The organism is Curvibacter cyanobacteriorum, assembly GCF_028649475.1.
GTDB lineage: Bacteria > Pseudomonadota > Gammaproteobacteria > Burkholderiales > Burkholderiaceae_C > Curvibacter > Curvibacter cyanobacteriorum.
On sequence record NZ_JAQSIP010000005.1, the window covers coordinates 32,749 to 47,625 of the forward strand.

At 68.2% G+C, this 14,877-nt stretch carries 12 protein-coding genes; 7 read left to right on the forward strand and 5 right to left on the reverse strand.

Translation table 11 applies throughout. The features are described from left to right. Positions 1-26 precede the first annotated feature (26 nt). On the forward strand, positions 27-1,475 hold the full coding sequence (gene hydA, locus PSQ40_RS12140; protein ID WP_273951776.1) for a dihydropyrimidinase: 1,449 nt from the start codon (positions 27-29) through the stop codon (positions 1,473-1,475). A gap of 22 nt (positions 1,476-1,497) precedes the next feature. Next, positions 1,498-2,754, forward strand: coding sequence for a Zn-dependent hydrolase (locus PSQ40_RS12145; RefSeq protein ID WP_273951777.1), 1,257 nt, complete (start codon positions 1,498-1,500; stop codon positions 2,752-2,754). A gap of 60 nt (positions 2,755-2,814) precedes the next feature. On the opposite strand, the gene PSQ40_RS12150 is transcribed toward PSQ40_RS12145, so the two are convergent. From PSQ40_RS12150 to PSQ40_RS12170, 5 genes are all read right to left on the reverse strand, one after another. Continuing rightward, positions 2,815-3,492, reverse strand: coding sequence for a TetR/AcrR family transcriptional regulator (locus PSQ40_RS12150; RefSeq protein ID WP_273951778.1), 678 nt, complete (start codon positions 3,490-3,492; stop codon positions 2,815-2,817). Positions 3,493-3,627: 135 nt separating this feature from the next. Beyond that, positions 3,628-4,632, reverse strand: coding sequence for an ABC transporter substrate-binding protein (locus tag PSQ40_RS12155; RefSeq protein WP_273951779.1), 1,005 nt, complete (start codon positions 4,630-4,632; stop codon positions 3,628-3,630). A gap of 64 nt (positions 4,633-4,696) precedes the next feature. Continuing rightward, on the reverse strand, positions 4,697-5,848 hold the full coding sequence (locus PSQ40_RS12160) for an ABC transporter permease (protein ID WP_273951781.1): 1,152 nt from the start codon (positions 5,846-5,848) through the stop codon (positions 4,697-4,699). Next, the gene (locus PSQ40_RS12165) at positions 5,845-6,732 is read right to left on the reverse strand and encodes an ABC transporter permease (RefSeq protein ID WP_273951782.1); all 888 of its coding nucleotides are present in this window, start codon (positions 6,730-6,732) and stop codon (positions 5,845-5,847) included. The genes PSQ40_RS12160 and PSQ40_RS12165 overlap by 4 nt, the downstream gene beginning before the upstream one ends. Continuing rightward, a complete protein-coding gene (locus PSQ40_RS12170) occupies positions 6,719-7,549 on the reverse strand; it encodes an ABC transporter ATP-binding protein (RefSeq protein ID WP_273951783.1) in 831 nt (276 codons plus the stop codon). The genes PSQ40_RS12165 and PSQ40_RS12170 overlap by 14 nt, the downstream gene beginning before the upstream one ends. A 406-nt stretch (positions 7,550-7,955) precedes the next feature. Between PSQ40_RS12170 and bcsD the strand changes: the two genes are divergently transcribed. The 5 genes from bcsD to bcsB are packed head-to-tail and all read left to right on the forward strand — an operon-like array spanning position 7,956 to position 14,764. Next, positions 7,956-8,429 carry a cellulose biosynthesis protein BcsD gene (gene bcsD / locus PSQ40_RS12175; RefSeq protein ID WP_273951784.1) on the forward strand — a complete coding sequence of 158 codons (474 nt, stop codon included), beginning with the start codon at positions 7,956-7,958 and terminating at the stop codon, positions 8,427-8,429. 33 nt (positions 8,430-8,462) lie between these two features. Further along, the gene (bcsP, locus tag PSQ40_RS12180) at positions 8,463-9,419 is read left to right on the forward strand and encodes a cellulose biosynthesis protein BcsP (protein WP_273951785.1); all 957 of its coding nucleotides are present in this window, start codon (positions 8,463-8,465) and stop codon (positions 9,417-9,419) included. Then, positions 9,416-10,186 (forward strand): cellulose biosynthesis protein BcsQ, encoded by a 771-nt coding sequence (gene bcsQ / locus PSQ40_RS12185; RefSeq protein WP_273951786.1) that lies wholly within the window; start codon positions 9,416-9,418, stop codon positions 10,184-10,186. Before bcsP ends, bcsQ begins: the two co-directional genes overlap by 4 nt. Next, on the forward strand, positions 10,183-12,396 hold the full coding sequence (gene bcsA, locus PSQ40_RS12190; RefSeq protein WP_273951787.1) for a UDP-forming cellulose synthase catalytic subunit: 2,214 nt from the start codon (positions 10,183-10,185) through the stop codon (positions 12,394-12,396). The genes bcsQ and bcsA overlap by 4 nt, the downstream gene beginning before the upstream one ends. A gap of 16 nt (positions 12,397-12,412) precedes the next feature. Further along, positions 12,413-14,764, forward strand: coding sequence for a cellulose biosynthesis cyclic di-GMP-binding regulatory protein BcsB (gene bcsB / locus PSQ40_RS12195; RefSeq protein WP_273951788.1), 2,352 nt, complete (start codon positions 12,413-12,415; stop codon positions 14,762-14,764). Positions 14,765-14,877 lie beyond the last annotated feature (113 nt).

Sequence of the window (14,877 nt, forward strand, 5' to 3'; positions counted from 1 at the left end):
CGGCGTTTCAAGGAAAGAGGTCTTTCATGAGTTCATCCCCCCTGCTGATCCGTGGCGGCACCGTGGTCAATGCCGACCGCGCCTTCCGCGCCGACGTGCTGTGCCAAGGTGGTCAGATCGTGGCCGTGGGCGAGTCGCTGGAAGCGCCCATGGGCGCCACCGTGGTCGACGCCGGCGGCCAGTACGTGATGCCCGGTGGCATCGATCCGCACACCCACATGCAACTGCCCTTCATGGGCACGGTCACACGCGACGACTTCTTCAGCGGCACCGCCGCCGCCCTGGCCGGCGGCACCACCAGCATCATCGACTTCGTGATCCCCGACCCGCAGCAGCCGCTGATGGACGCGTACCAGACCTGGCGCGGCTGGGCCGAGAAGTCCTGCGCCGACTACGGCTTTCACGTCGCCATCACCTGGTGGGGCGACAGCGTGCACGCCGACATGGGCACCCTGGTGCGCGAAGAAGGCATCAACAGCTTCAAGCACTTCATGGCGTATAAAAACGCCATCATGTGCGACGACGAAACCCTGGTGAACAGCTTCCGCCGCGCGCTCGAACTCGGCGCCATGCCCACCGTGCACGCCGAAAACGGCGAGCTGGTCTTCCTGCTGCAGCAAGAGATCAAGAAGCAGGGCATCACCGGCCCCGAAGGCCACCCGCTGTCGCGCCCCCCCGCCGTCGAGGCCGAGGCCGCCCAGCGCGCGATCGCGATTGCCGACGTGCTCAAGGTGCCGATCTATGTGGTGCATGTGTCCTGCGCCGAAGCCGCCGAGGCCATTGCCCGGGCCCGCGCTCAGGGCCAGCGCGTCTATGGCGAGGTGCTGGCGGGCCACCTGGTGGTGGACGACAGCGTCTACCGCGACCCGCGCTACGACTTCGCCGCGGCCCATGTGATGAGCCCGCCGTTCCGCGAAAAGCGCCACCAGCGCGCCTTGTGGCAAGGCCTGCAAGCCGGCCACCTGCACACCACCGCCACCGACCACTGCACTTTCTGCGCCGAACAGAAAGCGGTGGGCCGAGGCGACTTCAGCAAGATCCCCAACGGCGCAGGCGGCGTCGAGGAACGCCTGGCGGTGATCTGGGACGAAGGCGTCAACACCGGTCGCCTGACCCCCAGCGAATTCGTGGCCATCACCTCGGCCAACGCCGCCAAGCTGTTCAACCTGTACCCGCGCAAAGGCTGTGTGACCGTGGGCGCCGACGCCGACCTGGTGGTCTGGGACCCCAGCGCCACCAAGACGCTGTCGGTCAGCACCCAGCACTCGCTCGGCGACTTCAATGTGTTTGAAGGGCGCACCGTCACGGGCGTGCCCAGCCACACCCTCAGCCAGGGCCGCCTGGTCTACGCACAGGGCGACCTGCGCGTCGAACGCGGCAGCGGCCGCTACCTCAAGCGCCCGGCCTTTGGCCCCACATTCGACGCGCTCGGGCGCCAGGCCGCACTGGCCCAGCCCCAGGCCGTGCCCCGCTGAACCCCACAAAAGGAATCCCCCCATGAACCCCAAAGACCTGCCCCCTCAGACCGAGGCCTTGCGCATCAATGGCCCGCGCCTGTGGGACTCGCTGATGACCCTGGCCCAGATCGGTGGCACCGACAAGGGTGGCGTCTGCCGCCTGGCCCTGACCGAACTGGACCGCCAAGGCCGCGACCTGGTGGTCGGCTGGGCGCGCGACGCCGGCATGAGCATCACCGTCGACCAGATCGGCAACGTCTTCATGCGCCGCCCGGGCAAGAACAACGCCCTGCCGCCCATCATGACCGGCAGCCACATCGACACCCAGCCCACGGGCGGCAAGTTCGATGGCAACTATGGCGTGCTGGCCGGCCTCGAGGTGGTGCGCACGCTGAACGACCACGGCATCGAGACCGAAGCCCCGATCGAGGTCGCGTTCTGGACCAACGAAGAAGGCTCGCGCTTTGTGCCGGTGATGATGGGCTCGGGGGTGTTCGCCGGGGCCTTCACGCTGGCGCACGCCTACGCCGCCACCGACAGCGAAGGCAAGAGCGTCAAGGACGAACTGACCCGCATCGGCTACGTCGGCACCGAGGTGCCGGGCCAGCACCCGATTGGCGCGTACTTTGAAACCCACATCGAGCAAGGCCCGGTGCTGGAAGACAACGATAAGACGATCGGCGTGGTCAGCGCGGTGCTGGGCATCCGCTGGTACGACTGCACCGTGACCGGCATGGAAGCCCACGCCGGCCCCACGCCCATGGGCCTGCGCAAGGACGCGCTGCAGGTCGCCACGCGGGTGATGCAAGAGGTGGTCACCATTGGCAACCGCTACGCGCCCCATGGCCGGGGCACGGTCGGCATGGTCAACGTGCACCCGAACAGCCGCAATGTGATCCCGGGCCGGGTCAAGTTCTCGATGGACCTGCGCAACAGCACCGATGCGCTGGTCGATCAGATGGACCAGGACATCCGCGCCTACATCGGGCAGGTGGCCGCCGAGACGGGCCTGAAGATCGAGGTGGAACTGGTCTCGCACTACCCGGCCCAGCCCTTCCACGCCGACTGCGTGGCCGCCGTGCAGCGCGCCGCCGAACGCCTGGGCTACAGCCACATGCCTGCCGTGTCCGGGGCCGGGCACGACGCGGTCTACATGGCCAAGCTGGCGCCCACGGGCATGATCTTCATCCCCTGCAAGGACGGCATCAGCCACAACGAGATCGAGGACGCCCAGCCCGAGCACATCACCGCCGGTTGCAATGTGCTGCTGCAGGCCATGCTGGAGCGCGCGGGCTGAGGCCCTGCCGCCCGTGATGGCGGCGCCGCGGGGCGGTGCCGCCAGCGGCCGCCCCGTGGCTCAGTCGGGCACGGGCAGACCGCAGCCGCGCAGGATCAACGCGATCACGTGGCGGGTGGCGCGCTCGTAGTCGGGCTCGCCCAGCGACTCCTGGCCCAGCACGGCGGCGATCTGCACCTCGAAGTCCGCGTAGGTCTGGGTCGCCGACCAGATGGTGAAGAACAGGTGCGTGGTGTCCACCGGGGCCATGCGCCCTTGGGCCACCCAGCCGTCCAGCACGGCGGACTTGGCCTGCACCAGGGCGCGCAGGTCGGACACCAGCAAGGTCTTGAGCACGGGCGCGCCGTGCAGCAGTTCGTTGGCAAACACCTTGGACGCGTGCGGCCGGCGCGCCGACTGGCGCATCTTGTCGCGGATGTAGTCCCCCAGCGCGGTGGCCGGGTCGGCCTCGGGCGTGATGCCGTGGGTCGGCGCCAGCCAGTCGGTCAGGGTGCGCGCCAGCACGGCGCGGTACAGGTCCTGTTTGTTGCCGAAGTAGTAATGCAGGTTGGCCTTGGGCAGGCCTGCGGCCTCGGCGATGGCCGCCATGGTGGCGCCGCTGAAACCCGCGCCGGCAAACACCCGCTCGGCGGCCTCGAGGATCAGGCTCTCGTTGGCCTGGCGAATCTGGCCCTTGGCGGCTTCGGCAGTCGCCTGGGCGGCCAGGGGCTGGGACGGAGAAGAAGCGTCAACAGGCATGGGGGCACTCAATGAAACAGGCTCGCATAAAAAGGTGCGAAACAACCAGGGCGCCGAGGATAAGCGCCCCGGCGGCATGGCGCAGCCCCCGCAGGGCCGCGCCAGGGCCCGGCGAGACGGCGGGCCCGGCGGCGCTCAGCGCGCTGCGGCTTCCCAGACCACGTGGCTGTAGCCGGCCTTGCCCGGGTCCTTCTTGATCACCGGGGAGCTGCCACCGGCCATCAGCACCTTGACCGTGCGCTCGTAGGCGGCGGGGTCCAGGTAGCCGATCTTGTCGGTGCCGGCCTTGGTGATCAGCTTGGCCACGTTCTCCATCTGGCGCTTTTGCACCGCCACCGTGGCGCTGCCCGAGCTGTCTTGCGCGACCACGATCTTGGCGGCTTCCTCGGGGTTCTTGACCGCTTCGTTCCAGCCCTTGAACGTGGCCTTGAGGAACTTGGCCATCTTGGCCACGAAGGCCTTGTCCTTGAGGTTGGACTCGAGCACATACAGACCGTCCTCGAGCGAGGCCACGCCCTGGTCCTCATAGAAGAAGGTCACCAGGTCGCTCTCTTTGACGCCCGCGTCGATCACCTGCCAGTACTCGTTGTAGATCATGGTCGAGATGCAGGCGGCCTGGTTTTGCAGCAGCGGGTCGACGTTGAAGCCTTGCTTGAGCACCTTGATGTCACCGTCAGTCTTGTAGCCCAGCTTGGCCATCCAGTTCAGGAACGGGTACTCGTTGCCGCCGTACCAAACGCCCAGGGTCTTGCCCTTGAGGTCTTTCGGGCTGCTCACGCCGCTGGCCTTCTTGCAGGTCAGCATCAGGCCCGAGCGGTCAAACACCTGGGCGATGTTGACCAGGGGCACGCCGGCCTCGCGCGCGGCCAGCGCGTCGGGCATCCAGTTGACGATGGCATCTGCCGACTTGCCCGCGATCACCTGCACCGGCGAGATGTCGGGGCCGCCGGGTTTGATGGTGACGTCCAGTCCTGCTTCCTTGTAGTAGCCCTTGGCCTGCGCCACGTAGTAGCCCGCGAACTGGGCTTGCGGCACCCACTTCAACTGCACCGTGACCTTGTCAGCCGCGTGCGCGGCCACCGCACCAAAAGCCAGCAGGGCAGCGGCAACGCAGCTGGACAAGCGAAAAGCACTCTTCATGGGACGCTCCTTGTGATTGAGAAAAGAACAAACAAAGCCAAACCGAAACCCAGCCATGCCCGGCTCAGGTCGAACGCACCGAGGGGTGCCAGAACGCCACCCGCCGCTCCAGTCGCACGAGCAAGGCGTAGGCCAGCGAACCCGTCAGCGCCGCCACCGTGATGGCCGCCCAGACCAGGGACATGTTCATGCGCGCCGACTCGGTGGAGATGCGAAAGCCCAGCCCCAGGGTGGGCGAGCCGAAGAACTCGGCCACGATGGCGCCGATCAGGGCCAGGGTCGCGTTGACCTTGAGCGCCCCCACCACAAAGGGCGCCGCCGCCGGCAGGCGCAGGCTCCACAGCGTGCGGCCGTAGCTGGCGGCGTAGCTGTGCATCAGCTCGCGCTCCAGGCGCCCAGCCGACTGCAACCCCGCCAGCGTGGACACCAGCATCGGGAAGAACGTCATCAGCACCACCACCGCCACCTTGGACGGCCAGTCAAAGCCAAACCACATGACCGCGATCGGCGCCACGCCGACCAGGGGCACGGTGCTGCTCAAGGAGGCCAGCGGCAGCAGACCCCGCTGCAGGAAAGGCAGCCGGTCGATCGCCACCGCCACCCCAAAGCCCAGGCCCGAGCCCAGCACCCAGCCCAGCAACACCGCCTTCACCACGGTCTGCACAAAGTCGCCCCCCAGCGTGGCCGAATGCAGCCACAGCGCCTCCAGCACCAGGGCCGGCGCGGGCAGCAAGACGCGCGGCACGTCCAGCGCCACCGTCAGCAATTGCCACGCGTAAAGCACCCAGGCACCAAACAGCAGCGGCGCCCAGACACCATCGCTGGCATGCCCCTGCAAGGCCGCGCAGCGCTGAATGCCCAGCCAGGCGAGGCCCGCCAGGGCCAGCACGCCGAGCCAGAAGCCCGCCGCTCCCGCCGCCGCCCCCTGGGCTGGCGGCAGCTGCAGCCAGGCCAGGGCCGCGAGGGCACTCAGGCCGGCCAGGGCCAGCGAGCCCGCGCGCCGGCTGGGCCGCAGGCCGCCCACGGCGGCGGCGGTGCCCAGGCCCCAGGCCAGCAAGGCCCAGGGCTGCTGCCACCACCACAGCGCGGGGGCGGTGCCGCCCTCGGGCGCCTCGCCCCACAGCAGGGGCTGGCTGGCGCACAGCAGCCAGCAGGCCAGGGCCCAGACGGCCGTCAATTGCCCTGCCGGGCTGAAAGGGCTGGGTTCGCGGTTCATGCCCGACTCCTGTTGCGCAAGACCCACTTTTCCAGCCCCGCCATCGACGCCGACAGGGCCAGGCCCAGCAGCGACGCCATCAGCAAGGCCGACCAGATCTGCACCGTGTTGCCGTAGTAGGAGCCGGTCAACAGGCGCGCGCCCAAGCCCGCTTGGGCCCCGGTGGGCAACTCGGCCACCATGGCGCCCACCAGGCCGGCGGCAATCGCCACCCGCAGCGCGGGGAACACAAAAGGCAGCGCGGCGGGCAGGCGCAGCAGCCACAGCGCCTGCCAGCGGCTGGCCGCGTAGGTGTGCATGAGTTCGGTCTCGAGGCGCTGTGGCGAGCGCAGGCCCTGCACCGCCGCCACCGTGACCGGGAAGAAGCACAGGTACATCGCGATCACCGCCTTGGGCAGCACGCCGCTGAAGCCAAGGCTGCCCAGGATCACCAACACGATGGGCGCGATCGCCAGCACCGGGATGGTTTGCGACGCCACCACCCAGGGCAGCAAGGCCCGGTCCAGGGTGCGCGAATGCACGATCAGCACCGCCAGCACGGCGCCCAGCAGCGTGCCCAGCCCAAAGCCCAGCAAGGTGGATTGCCCAGTGACCGCCACATGGAACAACAGGTTGCGCGGCGAGTCGACCGGCCAGTCCACCAGGCTGGACCAAAAGTCCAGCGCAATCTGATGCGGGGCCGGCAGCACCGGGCGCTGCAGGTCCCAGCAGGCCTGCACCAGCATCGGCCAGGTCCAGTCACCACGCGGCGCCAGCACGCGCTCGATGGCGCCAGGCGCATTCAGCCAGACCGCCAGCGCATACCAGAGCAGCAGCGCCAGCCCGATCATCAGCGCCACCGGGGCCCAGGCGTCCCGGCGCGCACGCCACTCAATGGTGCCCATCGGCCAGTGCCTCCCGCACCTGGTGCGCCAGTTGCATGAATTCGGGCGTGTCACGCAGGCCCAGGTGACGTTCGTCGGGCAAGGTGGAGCGGATCACCTTGACGATGCGCCCCGGCCGTGGCGACATGACCACGATGCGCGAGGACAGGTACACCGCCTCTGAGATCGAGTGGGTGACGAACACCACGGTGCGGCGCTCCCGACACCACAGCTGCTGCAGCTGTTCATTGAGGCCGTCGCGGGTGATCTCATCGAGGGCGCCAAAGGGCTCGTCCATCATCAGGATGCGGGGCTCGAAGGCCATGGCGCGCGCGATCGACACGCGCTGCTGCATGCCACCCGAAAGCTGCCACGGGTACTTGCCCTCAAACTGGGCCAGCCCCACGCGGGCCAACTGCTCGCGCGCCACGGCCTGGGCCCGCGCCCGGTCCTGCCCCTGAATTTGCAGCGGCAGCATCACATTCGCCAAAACGGTGCGCCAAGGGAACAAAGCTGGTGCCTGGAACACATAGCCATAGGCCCGCGCCTCGCGCGCCTCACGCGGGCTGACGCCGTTGACGCGCACCTCGCCACTGGAAATCGGCTCCAGATCAGCGATCACCCGCAACAAGGTGGTCTTGCCGCAGCCCGACGGGCCGATCAGGGAAATGAACTCCCCCTGCTCGATGTCCAGGTCCACCGCCTGGAGCGCCCGCACGGGGGCGTCGGCGGCGGGGTAGATGACGCTGGCAGCCCGCACCTCGACGGCACGGCGCGACGCCGGCACACGGGCCGGGGGCGCTTCGAAAGGCAACTCGGTGTTCGACACAATCTGCATGGCGATTCCAAAACCTAACCAAATGGTCAATTTCAAAATCTGCATAAGCCAGATTCGTGCCAGAAAATAAGCCCTCGCCCCCCCAGGGCGCCCGACCCCACCCCGACAGCGGGTCGCCACGGGTCAAAAACTTCACACAGAAAACGACGGGCTATCACCGCTTGGGTGATAAAAGTACCGAAAATACGGGGCTTGACGCCAATCAATCCTGAATCAGGACCGACCGGCGACTCAGAGGGCCGCAGAGTCCGCCAGGGTGCGGACGAAATCACACTTCGCCCTTTGGCTTGACATAGTTACCGTTAGATGTTTTGTTAACATTTGGCAACTATTTAGCCCCCCAGGCATGGACAAATGCCGTCGCGGGCGCTACATCTCATAACATCTGAACCCAGGGAGTCCTTCCATGAGCGAGGCCGCGAACAGCCGACCGACCGAGGTATCCGAATACCTCGCGCGACAGCAATGCTCGCGTCAATGGCGCCATTTCCTGCATGCGCTGGCCGATGAGTTCGCCAGCGCCCTGCCCGCCGACCAGCTCCGCACCCTGGCCCAACGCATCGGAGCCCGCTTTGCCAATGAGCTGCCGCTGGGCGCGCAACCGACGCTGGAAGGCGTGCAGGCCGAAATGTCGCGCGCGTGGCTGGACATTGATTGGGGTTGGGTGGTGCTGGTGCAGCACGACGACCACGTCGAGATCCGGCACCAAGGCTCGCCCCTGGTGGCCGCCTTTGGCAGCGCGGGTGGCGATTGGGCCGTGGGCTTCCTGGAAGGCGTTTACCAACAATGGTTTGAGCAGCAGGGCGCCCCGGGCCTGCGCGTGACCCAGAGTCAGGCGGCCGACGGCTGGGGCAGTGTCTGCTTCCGGCTGAGTCGCTGACCCCTGGCAGCCCCCGAAACCGCGAGTGCATCCATGCCCAAATCTGAAGATATCGTCAAACTGTTCCAGCAGTTTGGTGGACAAGTTGACGAATACCAGGAGCTGAACCGCCAGAACTCGGCGCGCCAGGCCCGTGCGCGCTGGCCCCTGCTGGCCGCACTGGACGTGGGCAAGACCCACCATGCGGGCGCCCCGGCGGTGGCCGACATGGAAGCCCCCGTGATCGACGGCCCCCTCCATTTCCACCCGGCGCCGGTGCAACCGCCCCCGCCCCCGGTGCGCCCTGTGGAACCGGTGCTGGACCTGAGCCCCCCGACCCCCGACGCGGCGCCTGCGCCAGCGTCAGCCCCGACCACCGCCCCAACCACCGCACCCGCCCCGGCGGCCGACGTGCTGGCCGCCCAGGCGGCCCCGACCCCGGGGCTCCAGGCCCCCGCACTGGCACCTGCACCGGTACCTGCAGCGGCCCCCATGCAGGCACAGGCCCTGGCCGCGGCACCCACCGTGCCCGCGCCCGTGCCCGAAGCTGCGGTGACCCCGACGCTGGCCGCCGTGCCGGTGGCCCCGGCTGTGGCCGCCGTGCCTGCCCCGGCCCCCGCGCCCTGGGTGGCGGCCCCTGTGGCCCCGGTCGCAGCGGTGGCCCCGGTCGCAGCGGTGGCCCCGGTGCTGCCCGCAGCCGTGTTGCGCCCCGCCGCCGCCCCGCTGGCCCCCCCGCCGCTGAGCCCGCGCGCCCCGCTGGCTGCGCCTCGGGTGACCCCGGTGGCCGCCCAGCCCGCCGTGCCCGTGGCCGCAGCGCCCGTGGCGGCCCCTGCCCTGACGCCGCGCTCGCCGCTGGCGCAGTGGGGCTTGCCGCCCGCGGCCGCCACCCCGGCGCCCGCCCCGGCGACGGAACTGCAACACCTGTTTGCCCGCCTCGCGGGCCAGACCCCCAGCGCTGCGCCGGCCTCGCCGCTGAGCTCCTTGCTGAACCAACTGCGGAGCGGTACATGAAGGTCATCGCAGTCGTCTCGTCCAAAGGCGGGGTGGGTAAGACCACGGTCACGGCCAACCTGGCCCATGCCCTGGCCCGCCAGGGCCGCACCGTGGTGGTCATGGACCTCGACCCCCAAAACGCCCTGGGCCTGCACTTTGGCATCGCACCGACCGAGTACCGCGGCGTGTCGCGCGCCTCGCTGTCGGGCCAGAGCTGGCGCAGCGTGGTGTTTGAAAGCCGATCCGGCGTCTACGTGCTGCCTTACGGGGTGGTCAACGAGGACGACCGCGACCGCTTTGAACAATCGTTTGAAGGCACGCCCGACTGGTTGACCCACCAGCTGAGCAGCCTGAACCTGCCGTCCGATGCCCTGGTGCTGCTGGACACGCCGCCGGGCCCGTCGGCCTACATGAAGCAGGCCCTGCACGCCGCCCACCTCGCGGTGCTGGTGGTGCTGGCGGACGCCGCGTCCTACGCGGCGCTGCCCATGATGCAGCGCCTGATCCAGACCTACTGCGTGGGCCAGCCCCATTTCATTGACTCGCTCTACGTCGTGAACCAGACCGACAGCAGCCGCCAGCTGTCCAAGGACGTGACCAACATCGTGCGCAGCAGCTTCGGCGACCGCGTGGTTGGTGTGATCCACCAGGACCAGTCGGTCGGTGAAGCCCTGGCCCATGACCTGAGCGTGCTGGACTACGAAGCCAACAGCCAGGCCGCGCAAGATTTCCGGGCCTGCGCGCAAAAGATCGCCCTGCGCCTGCCAACCAAGGCTTTCGCATGAGCAGCACCCCCGCCCAGCCCGACAAGGCGCATTACGACAACACCGACAGCAACGCTGGCGAAACCGGCACCCGCTGGGGCCGGGTCCTGAACCAGGTGGCCGACTCCCCGTTCTGGAACAGCCGCGTGGCCCAGTACGGCACCGGGGTGCTGGCCTTCCTGCTGTTTGCGCTGGTGATCAGCGTGCCGCTGGACCTGATGGAGCAAGCCATCTTCGCGGCCTGCACCTTCGCCATGGCCCTGCTGCTGCGCCGCACCAAGGGCCGGGTCACGACCCTGGCCATGATGACGCTGTCGATCTCGGCCTCGACGCGCTACATCTGGTGGCGCCTGACCGACACCGTGGGGTTTGAGAACTGGCTCGACGGCTTCTTTGGCTTCGGCCTCGTGATGGCCGAGCTGTACGCCTTTGCGGTGCTGCTGATCGGGTACTTCCAGACCGCCTGGCCGCTGGGCCGCAAGCCGGTGCCCCTGCCGGCCGACACCAGCACCTGGCCCAGCGTGGACGTGTTCATCCCCACCTACAACGAACCGCTCGAGGTGGTGAAGCAGACCGTGTTCTCGGCCATGAGCATCGACTGGCCCGCCGACCGCCTCAAGGTCTTCGTGCTGGACGACGGCCGCCGCTCCGAGTTCCGCAAGTTCTGCGAAGAAGTGGGTGTGGGCTACAAAGTGCGTGGCAACAACCGCCACGCCAAGGCCGGCAACATCAACGCCGCGCTGAAAACCACCGACGGCGAGTACGTCGCGATTTTTGACTGCGACCACATCCCGACGCGCTCCTTCCTGCAGGTGTGCATGGGCTGGTTCTTCAAGGACTCGAAGCTCGCGATGCTGCAGACGCCGCACGTGTTCTTCTCGCCCGACCCGTTTGAAAAGAACCTCGACACCTTCCACCGCACGCCCAACGAGGGCGAGCTGTTCTACGGCATCGTGCAGGACGGCAACGACCTGTGGAACGCGTCCTTCTTCTGCGGCTCCTGCGCCATCATCAAGCGCGCGCCGCTGATGGAGATCGGCGGTATCGCGGTCGAAACGGTGACCGAGGACGCCCACACCGCGCTGAAGCTCAACCGCAAGGGCTTCAACACCGCCTACCTGGAAATCCCGCAGGCCGCCGGCCTGGCCACGGAAAGCCTGTCCGGCCACGTCGGTCAGCGCATTCGCTGGGCGCGGGGCATGGCGCAGATCGCACGGATCGACAACCCCCTGCTGGGGCCGGGCCTCAAGATCGGGCAGCGCCTGTGCTACCTGAACGCGATGCTGCACTTCTTCTATGGCTTGCCGCGGCTGATCTTCCTGACCGCACCGCTGGCCTACCTGTTCTTTGGCGCGCACGTGTTCCAGGCCACAGCGCTGATGATTTCGGCCTACGCGCTGCCGCACCTGGCGCACGCCAGCATCACCAACTCGCGCATCCAGGGCCGCTACCGCTACTCGTTCTGGAACGAGGTCTATGAGTCCGTGCTGGCCTGGTACATCATGCGGCCGGTGTTGATGGCCTTCATCAACCCCAAGCTCGGCAAGTTCAACGTGACCGCCAAGGGCGGGGTGATCGAGGAAGCGTATTTCGACTGGGGCATCGCGCGCCCCTACCTGATCCTGCTGGTGGCCAACCTGCTGGGCTTCGCGGTGGGGGTCTGGCAGGTGAGCTTCCAGCCGGATGCGGAGGTCACCACCCTGGTGATCAACATGATCTGGACCGCCTACAACATCATCCTGTCGAGCGCCAGCCTGGCGGTGGCCAGCGAGAGCCGTCAGGTGCGCGTGACGCCACGGGTGGCGGCCACGTTGCCGGCCGCGATCCGGCTCGAAAACGGCAAGGTGCTGACCTGCCAGACCGACGACTACTCGCAGCAAGGCCTGGGGCTGACGGTGCCCGAGGGGGTGCAGATCCCCACCGGCACACGGCTGCAGGTGTCGCTGTTCCGCTCGGACGACGAGGGCATCTTCCCGGCCGTGGTCACCTTTGGTGGCAAGGGCCGGCTGGGGGTGCGCTTCGACAACCTGAGCCTGGCCCAGCAGGCCGAACTGGCCGCCCTGACCTTCTCCCGGGCCGACGCCTGGGTGGGCACCTGGGGCCAGCGCCAGCAAGACAAACCTTTGAGTTCCCTGGGCGGCGTGATGGCCATCGGGGTGCGCGGCATCAGGCAGCTGATGACCAATATCGTCAAGTCCGTGCGCCCGCGCACGACCTCCAACGCCAAGTGATTCACTGCCTCAGACCATGACCCCACATTCCACCGTCACCTCCAAGCGCTCCACCCACCGCGTGCCGCTGCAGCCGGTCATTCTGGCCATCGCCCTGATGCTGGCCGCGCCGGGGCTGCAAACCGCCCAGGCCGCCACCAAGGCCAAGTCGGGGTCGAATCGCATCATCACCGAGACCGCCGCCGAGGCCGCGGGCGAAACCCCCAGCCAACGCAGCAGCCACGCGCGCACGGTGTCGTTCTCGCTCAAGCAGCTCGGCGCCCTGTTCCCGCTGCAGCTGCGCGGCATCCGCGGCAACAGCGGTGTGACCTTCAGCATCCGCGCCGACCAGGTGGTGACGGGCGCCAAGCTGAAGATCAACTACGCCTACTCGCCGGCGCTGATCCCGCAGCTGTCGCACATCAACGTGCTGGTCAACGAGCAGGTGGCCGCCACCATCCCGGTGCCCACCGAGCAAGCCGGTCAGAACCTGCAACGCGAGATCGTGATCCCGCCGCGCCTGATCACCGAGTTCAACCGCCTCAACCTCGAGCTGATCGGGCACTACACGCGGGACTGCGAAGACCCTGCGCACTCCAGCCTGTGGGCCAACGTGGGCAACGACAGCACGCTGGAGCTGACCCTCACGCCGGTGGCCCAGGCCAACGACCTGGCGCTGCTGCCGCAACCGTTCTTTGACCGCCGCGACGCCTTGCCGCTGAACCTGCCGATGGTCTTCGCCGGCGCCCCCAGTGGCGCCACGCTGGAGGCCGCGGGCGCGCTGTCGTCGTGGTTCGGTGCGCTGGCGGGTTACCGCGGGGCCCGCTTCCCGGCGCTGCAAGACCAGATCCCGGCCCAGGGCAATGCCATCGTGCTGGCCATGGGCAACCAGGTGCCGGGCGGCCTGAATGTGTCTGCGCTGCAAGGCCCGACCGTGGCCATGGTGCCGAACCCGAACGACCCCAGCGCCAAGCTGCTGCTGGTGATGGGCCGCGACGCCAAGGAACTGAAGATCGCCGCCAACGCGGTGGCCGTGGGCTCGCCCGCGCTGTCGGGCCCGGTGGCCACCATCACCAGCCTGAGCGAGATCAAGCCGCGCAAGCCCTATGACGCCCCCAACTGGCTGGCCAGCGACCGCCCGGTCAAGTTCGGTGAACTCGCCCTGGAAGACACCCTCAACGTGGCGGGCTACTCGCCCGACCTGATCCGGGTCAACTTCCACCTGCCGCCCGACCTGTTTGGCTGGCGCAGCAAGGGCATCCCGGTGGACCTGAAGTACCGCTACACGCCGCGCCTGAACACCGACAAGTCGACGCTGAACATCAGCGCCAACCAGCAGTTCCTGCGCTCGCTGCCGCTGCTGGCGATCAACCACGACGCCCCCTCGGCGCTGGACCGCGCCGTCAACGCCGTGGTGCCGCCGGGCGAGCTGATCCCCGCGCGCGAGCAGTTCCACATCCCGCTGTTCAAGCTGCCGGCACGCGCCCAGCTGCAGTTCCACTACTTCCACGACATGGTCAAGCAGGGCGCCTGCAAGGACGTGGTGCTGGAAAACGTGCGGGGCACGGTGGAGCCCGATTCGACGATCGACATTTCGAGCTTCCCGCACTTCCTGGCGATGCCGGACCTGGCCGCGTTCAGTAACAGCGGCTTCCCGTTCACCCGCCTGGCCGACCTGTCCGAAACCGCCATCGTGATGCCGGACAAACCCAGCCTCAACGACTACAGCAGCTACCTGAGCCTGCTGGGCGTGTTCGGCCGCTCCACCGGCTACCCGGCCACGGCCGTCAGCGTGGTGGGCCCGAAGCAGGTCGACGCCCTGGCCGGCAAGGACGTGGTGGTGATCGGCTCCGGCAACAACCAGCCGCTGCTGGCCCAGTGGGCCGACGCCAGCCCGGTGGGCATGCAAGGCGGTTCGCGCCGCTTCAACCTGTCTGATTTCGCCTACCGCGTGTTCAGCTGGTGGGACCCGAGCCAGCGCGATGGCGCCAAGCCAGGTCGCAACCAGGTGGCCTTCACGGCCGACAGCACCGACGGCGTGATCGCCGGCTTCGAGTCCCCGGTCAGCCCGGGCCGCAGCGTGGTGCAGCTGTCCAGCAACAACCCCGAAGGCCTGAGCCAGGTCATTGAAGCCCTGCTCGACCCCGACCTGGTGAAGGAAATCCAGGGCAGCACCTCGGTGGTGCGTGGCAAGCAGGTGGACAGCCTGGTCGCCGAGCAAACCTACTGGGTGGGCCGCCTGGACCCGCTGACCTGGGTGCAGTGGTACCTGTCGCGCAGCCCGCTGCTGCTGCTGGCGCTGGGCATCGTGGCCGCGCTGCTGATTGGCGTGCTGCTGTTCCTGTCGCTGCGTGCCCGCGCCCGTGCCCGCCTGAAGAACAAGGACTGACCCCCTCTTCATGCAGTCCCAGGCCACCGCATCCCGATGGAGCCTCCTCCGTGGCCGCCGAGCGCCCACGGGGCGGGGCGGTCGTCGCTCCTTCCTCTCCCGCCTGCTGGCGC

Coding starts and splice junctions, on each gene's coding strand:
- bcsA (WP_273951787.1), top strand. CDS start 10,183: ATGAGCAGCACCCCCGCCCAGCCCGACAAGGCGCATTACGACAACACC.
- bcsP (WP_273951785.1), top strand. CDS start 8,463: ATGCCCAAATCTGAAGATATCGTCAAACTGTTCCAGCAGTTTGGTGGA.
- PSQ40_RS12150 (WP_273951778.1), bottom strand. CDS start 3,492: ATGCCTGTTGACGCTTCTTCTCCGTCCCAGCCCCTGGCCGCCCAGGCG.
- PSQ40_RS12170 (WP_273951783.1), bottom strand. CDS start 7,549: ATGCAGATTGTGTCGAACACCGAGTTGCCTTTCGAAGCGCCCCCGGCC.
- bcsD (WP_273951784.1), top strand. CDS start 7,956: ATGAGCGAGGCCGCGAACAGCCGACCGACCGAGGTATCCGAATACCTC.
- PSQ40_RS12145 (WP_273951777.1), top strand. CDS start 1,498: ATGAACCCCAAAGACCTGCCCCCTCAGACCGAGGCCTTGCGCATCAAT.
- bcsB (WP_273951788.1), top strand. CDS start 12,413: ATGACCCCACATTCCACCGTCACCTCCAAGCGCTCCACCCACCGCGTG.
- PSQ40_RS12160 (WP_273951781.1), bottom strand. CDS start 5,848: ATGAACCGCGAACCCAGCCCTTTCAGCCCGGCAGGGCAATTGACGGCC.
- hydA (WP_273951776.1), top strand. CDS start 27: ATGAGTTCATCCCCCCTGCTGATCCGTGGCGGCACCGTGGTCAATGCC.
- PSQ40_RS12155 (WP_273951779.1), bottom strand. CDS start 4,632: ATGAAGAGTGCTTTTCGCTTGTCCAGCTGCGTTGCCGCTGCCCTGCTG.
- bcsQ (WP_273951786.1), top strand. CDS start 9,416: ATGAAGGTCATCGCAGTCGTCTCGTCCAAAGGCGGGGTGGGTAAGACC.
- PSQ40_RS12165 (WP_273951782.1), bottom strand. CDS start 6,732: ATGGGCACCATTGAGTGGCGTGCGCGCCGGGACGCCTGGGCCCCGGTG.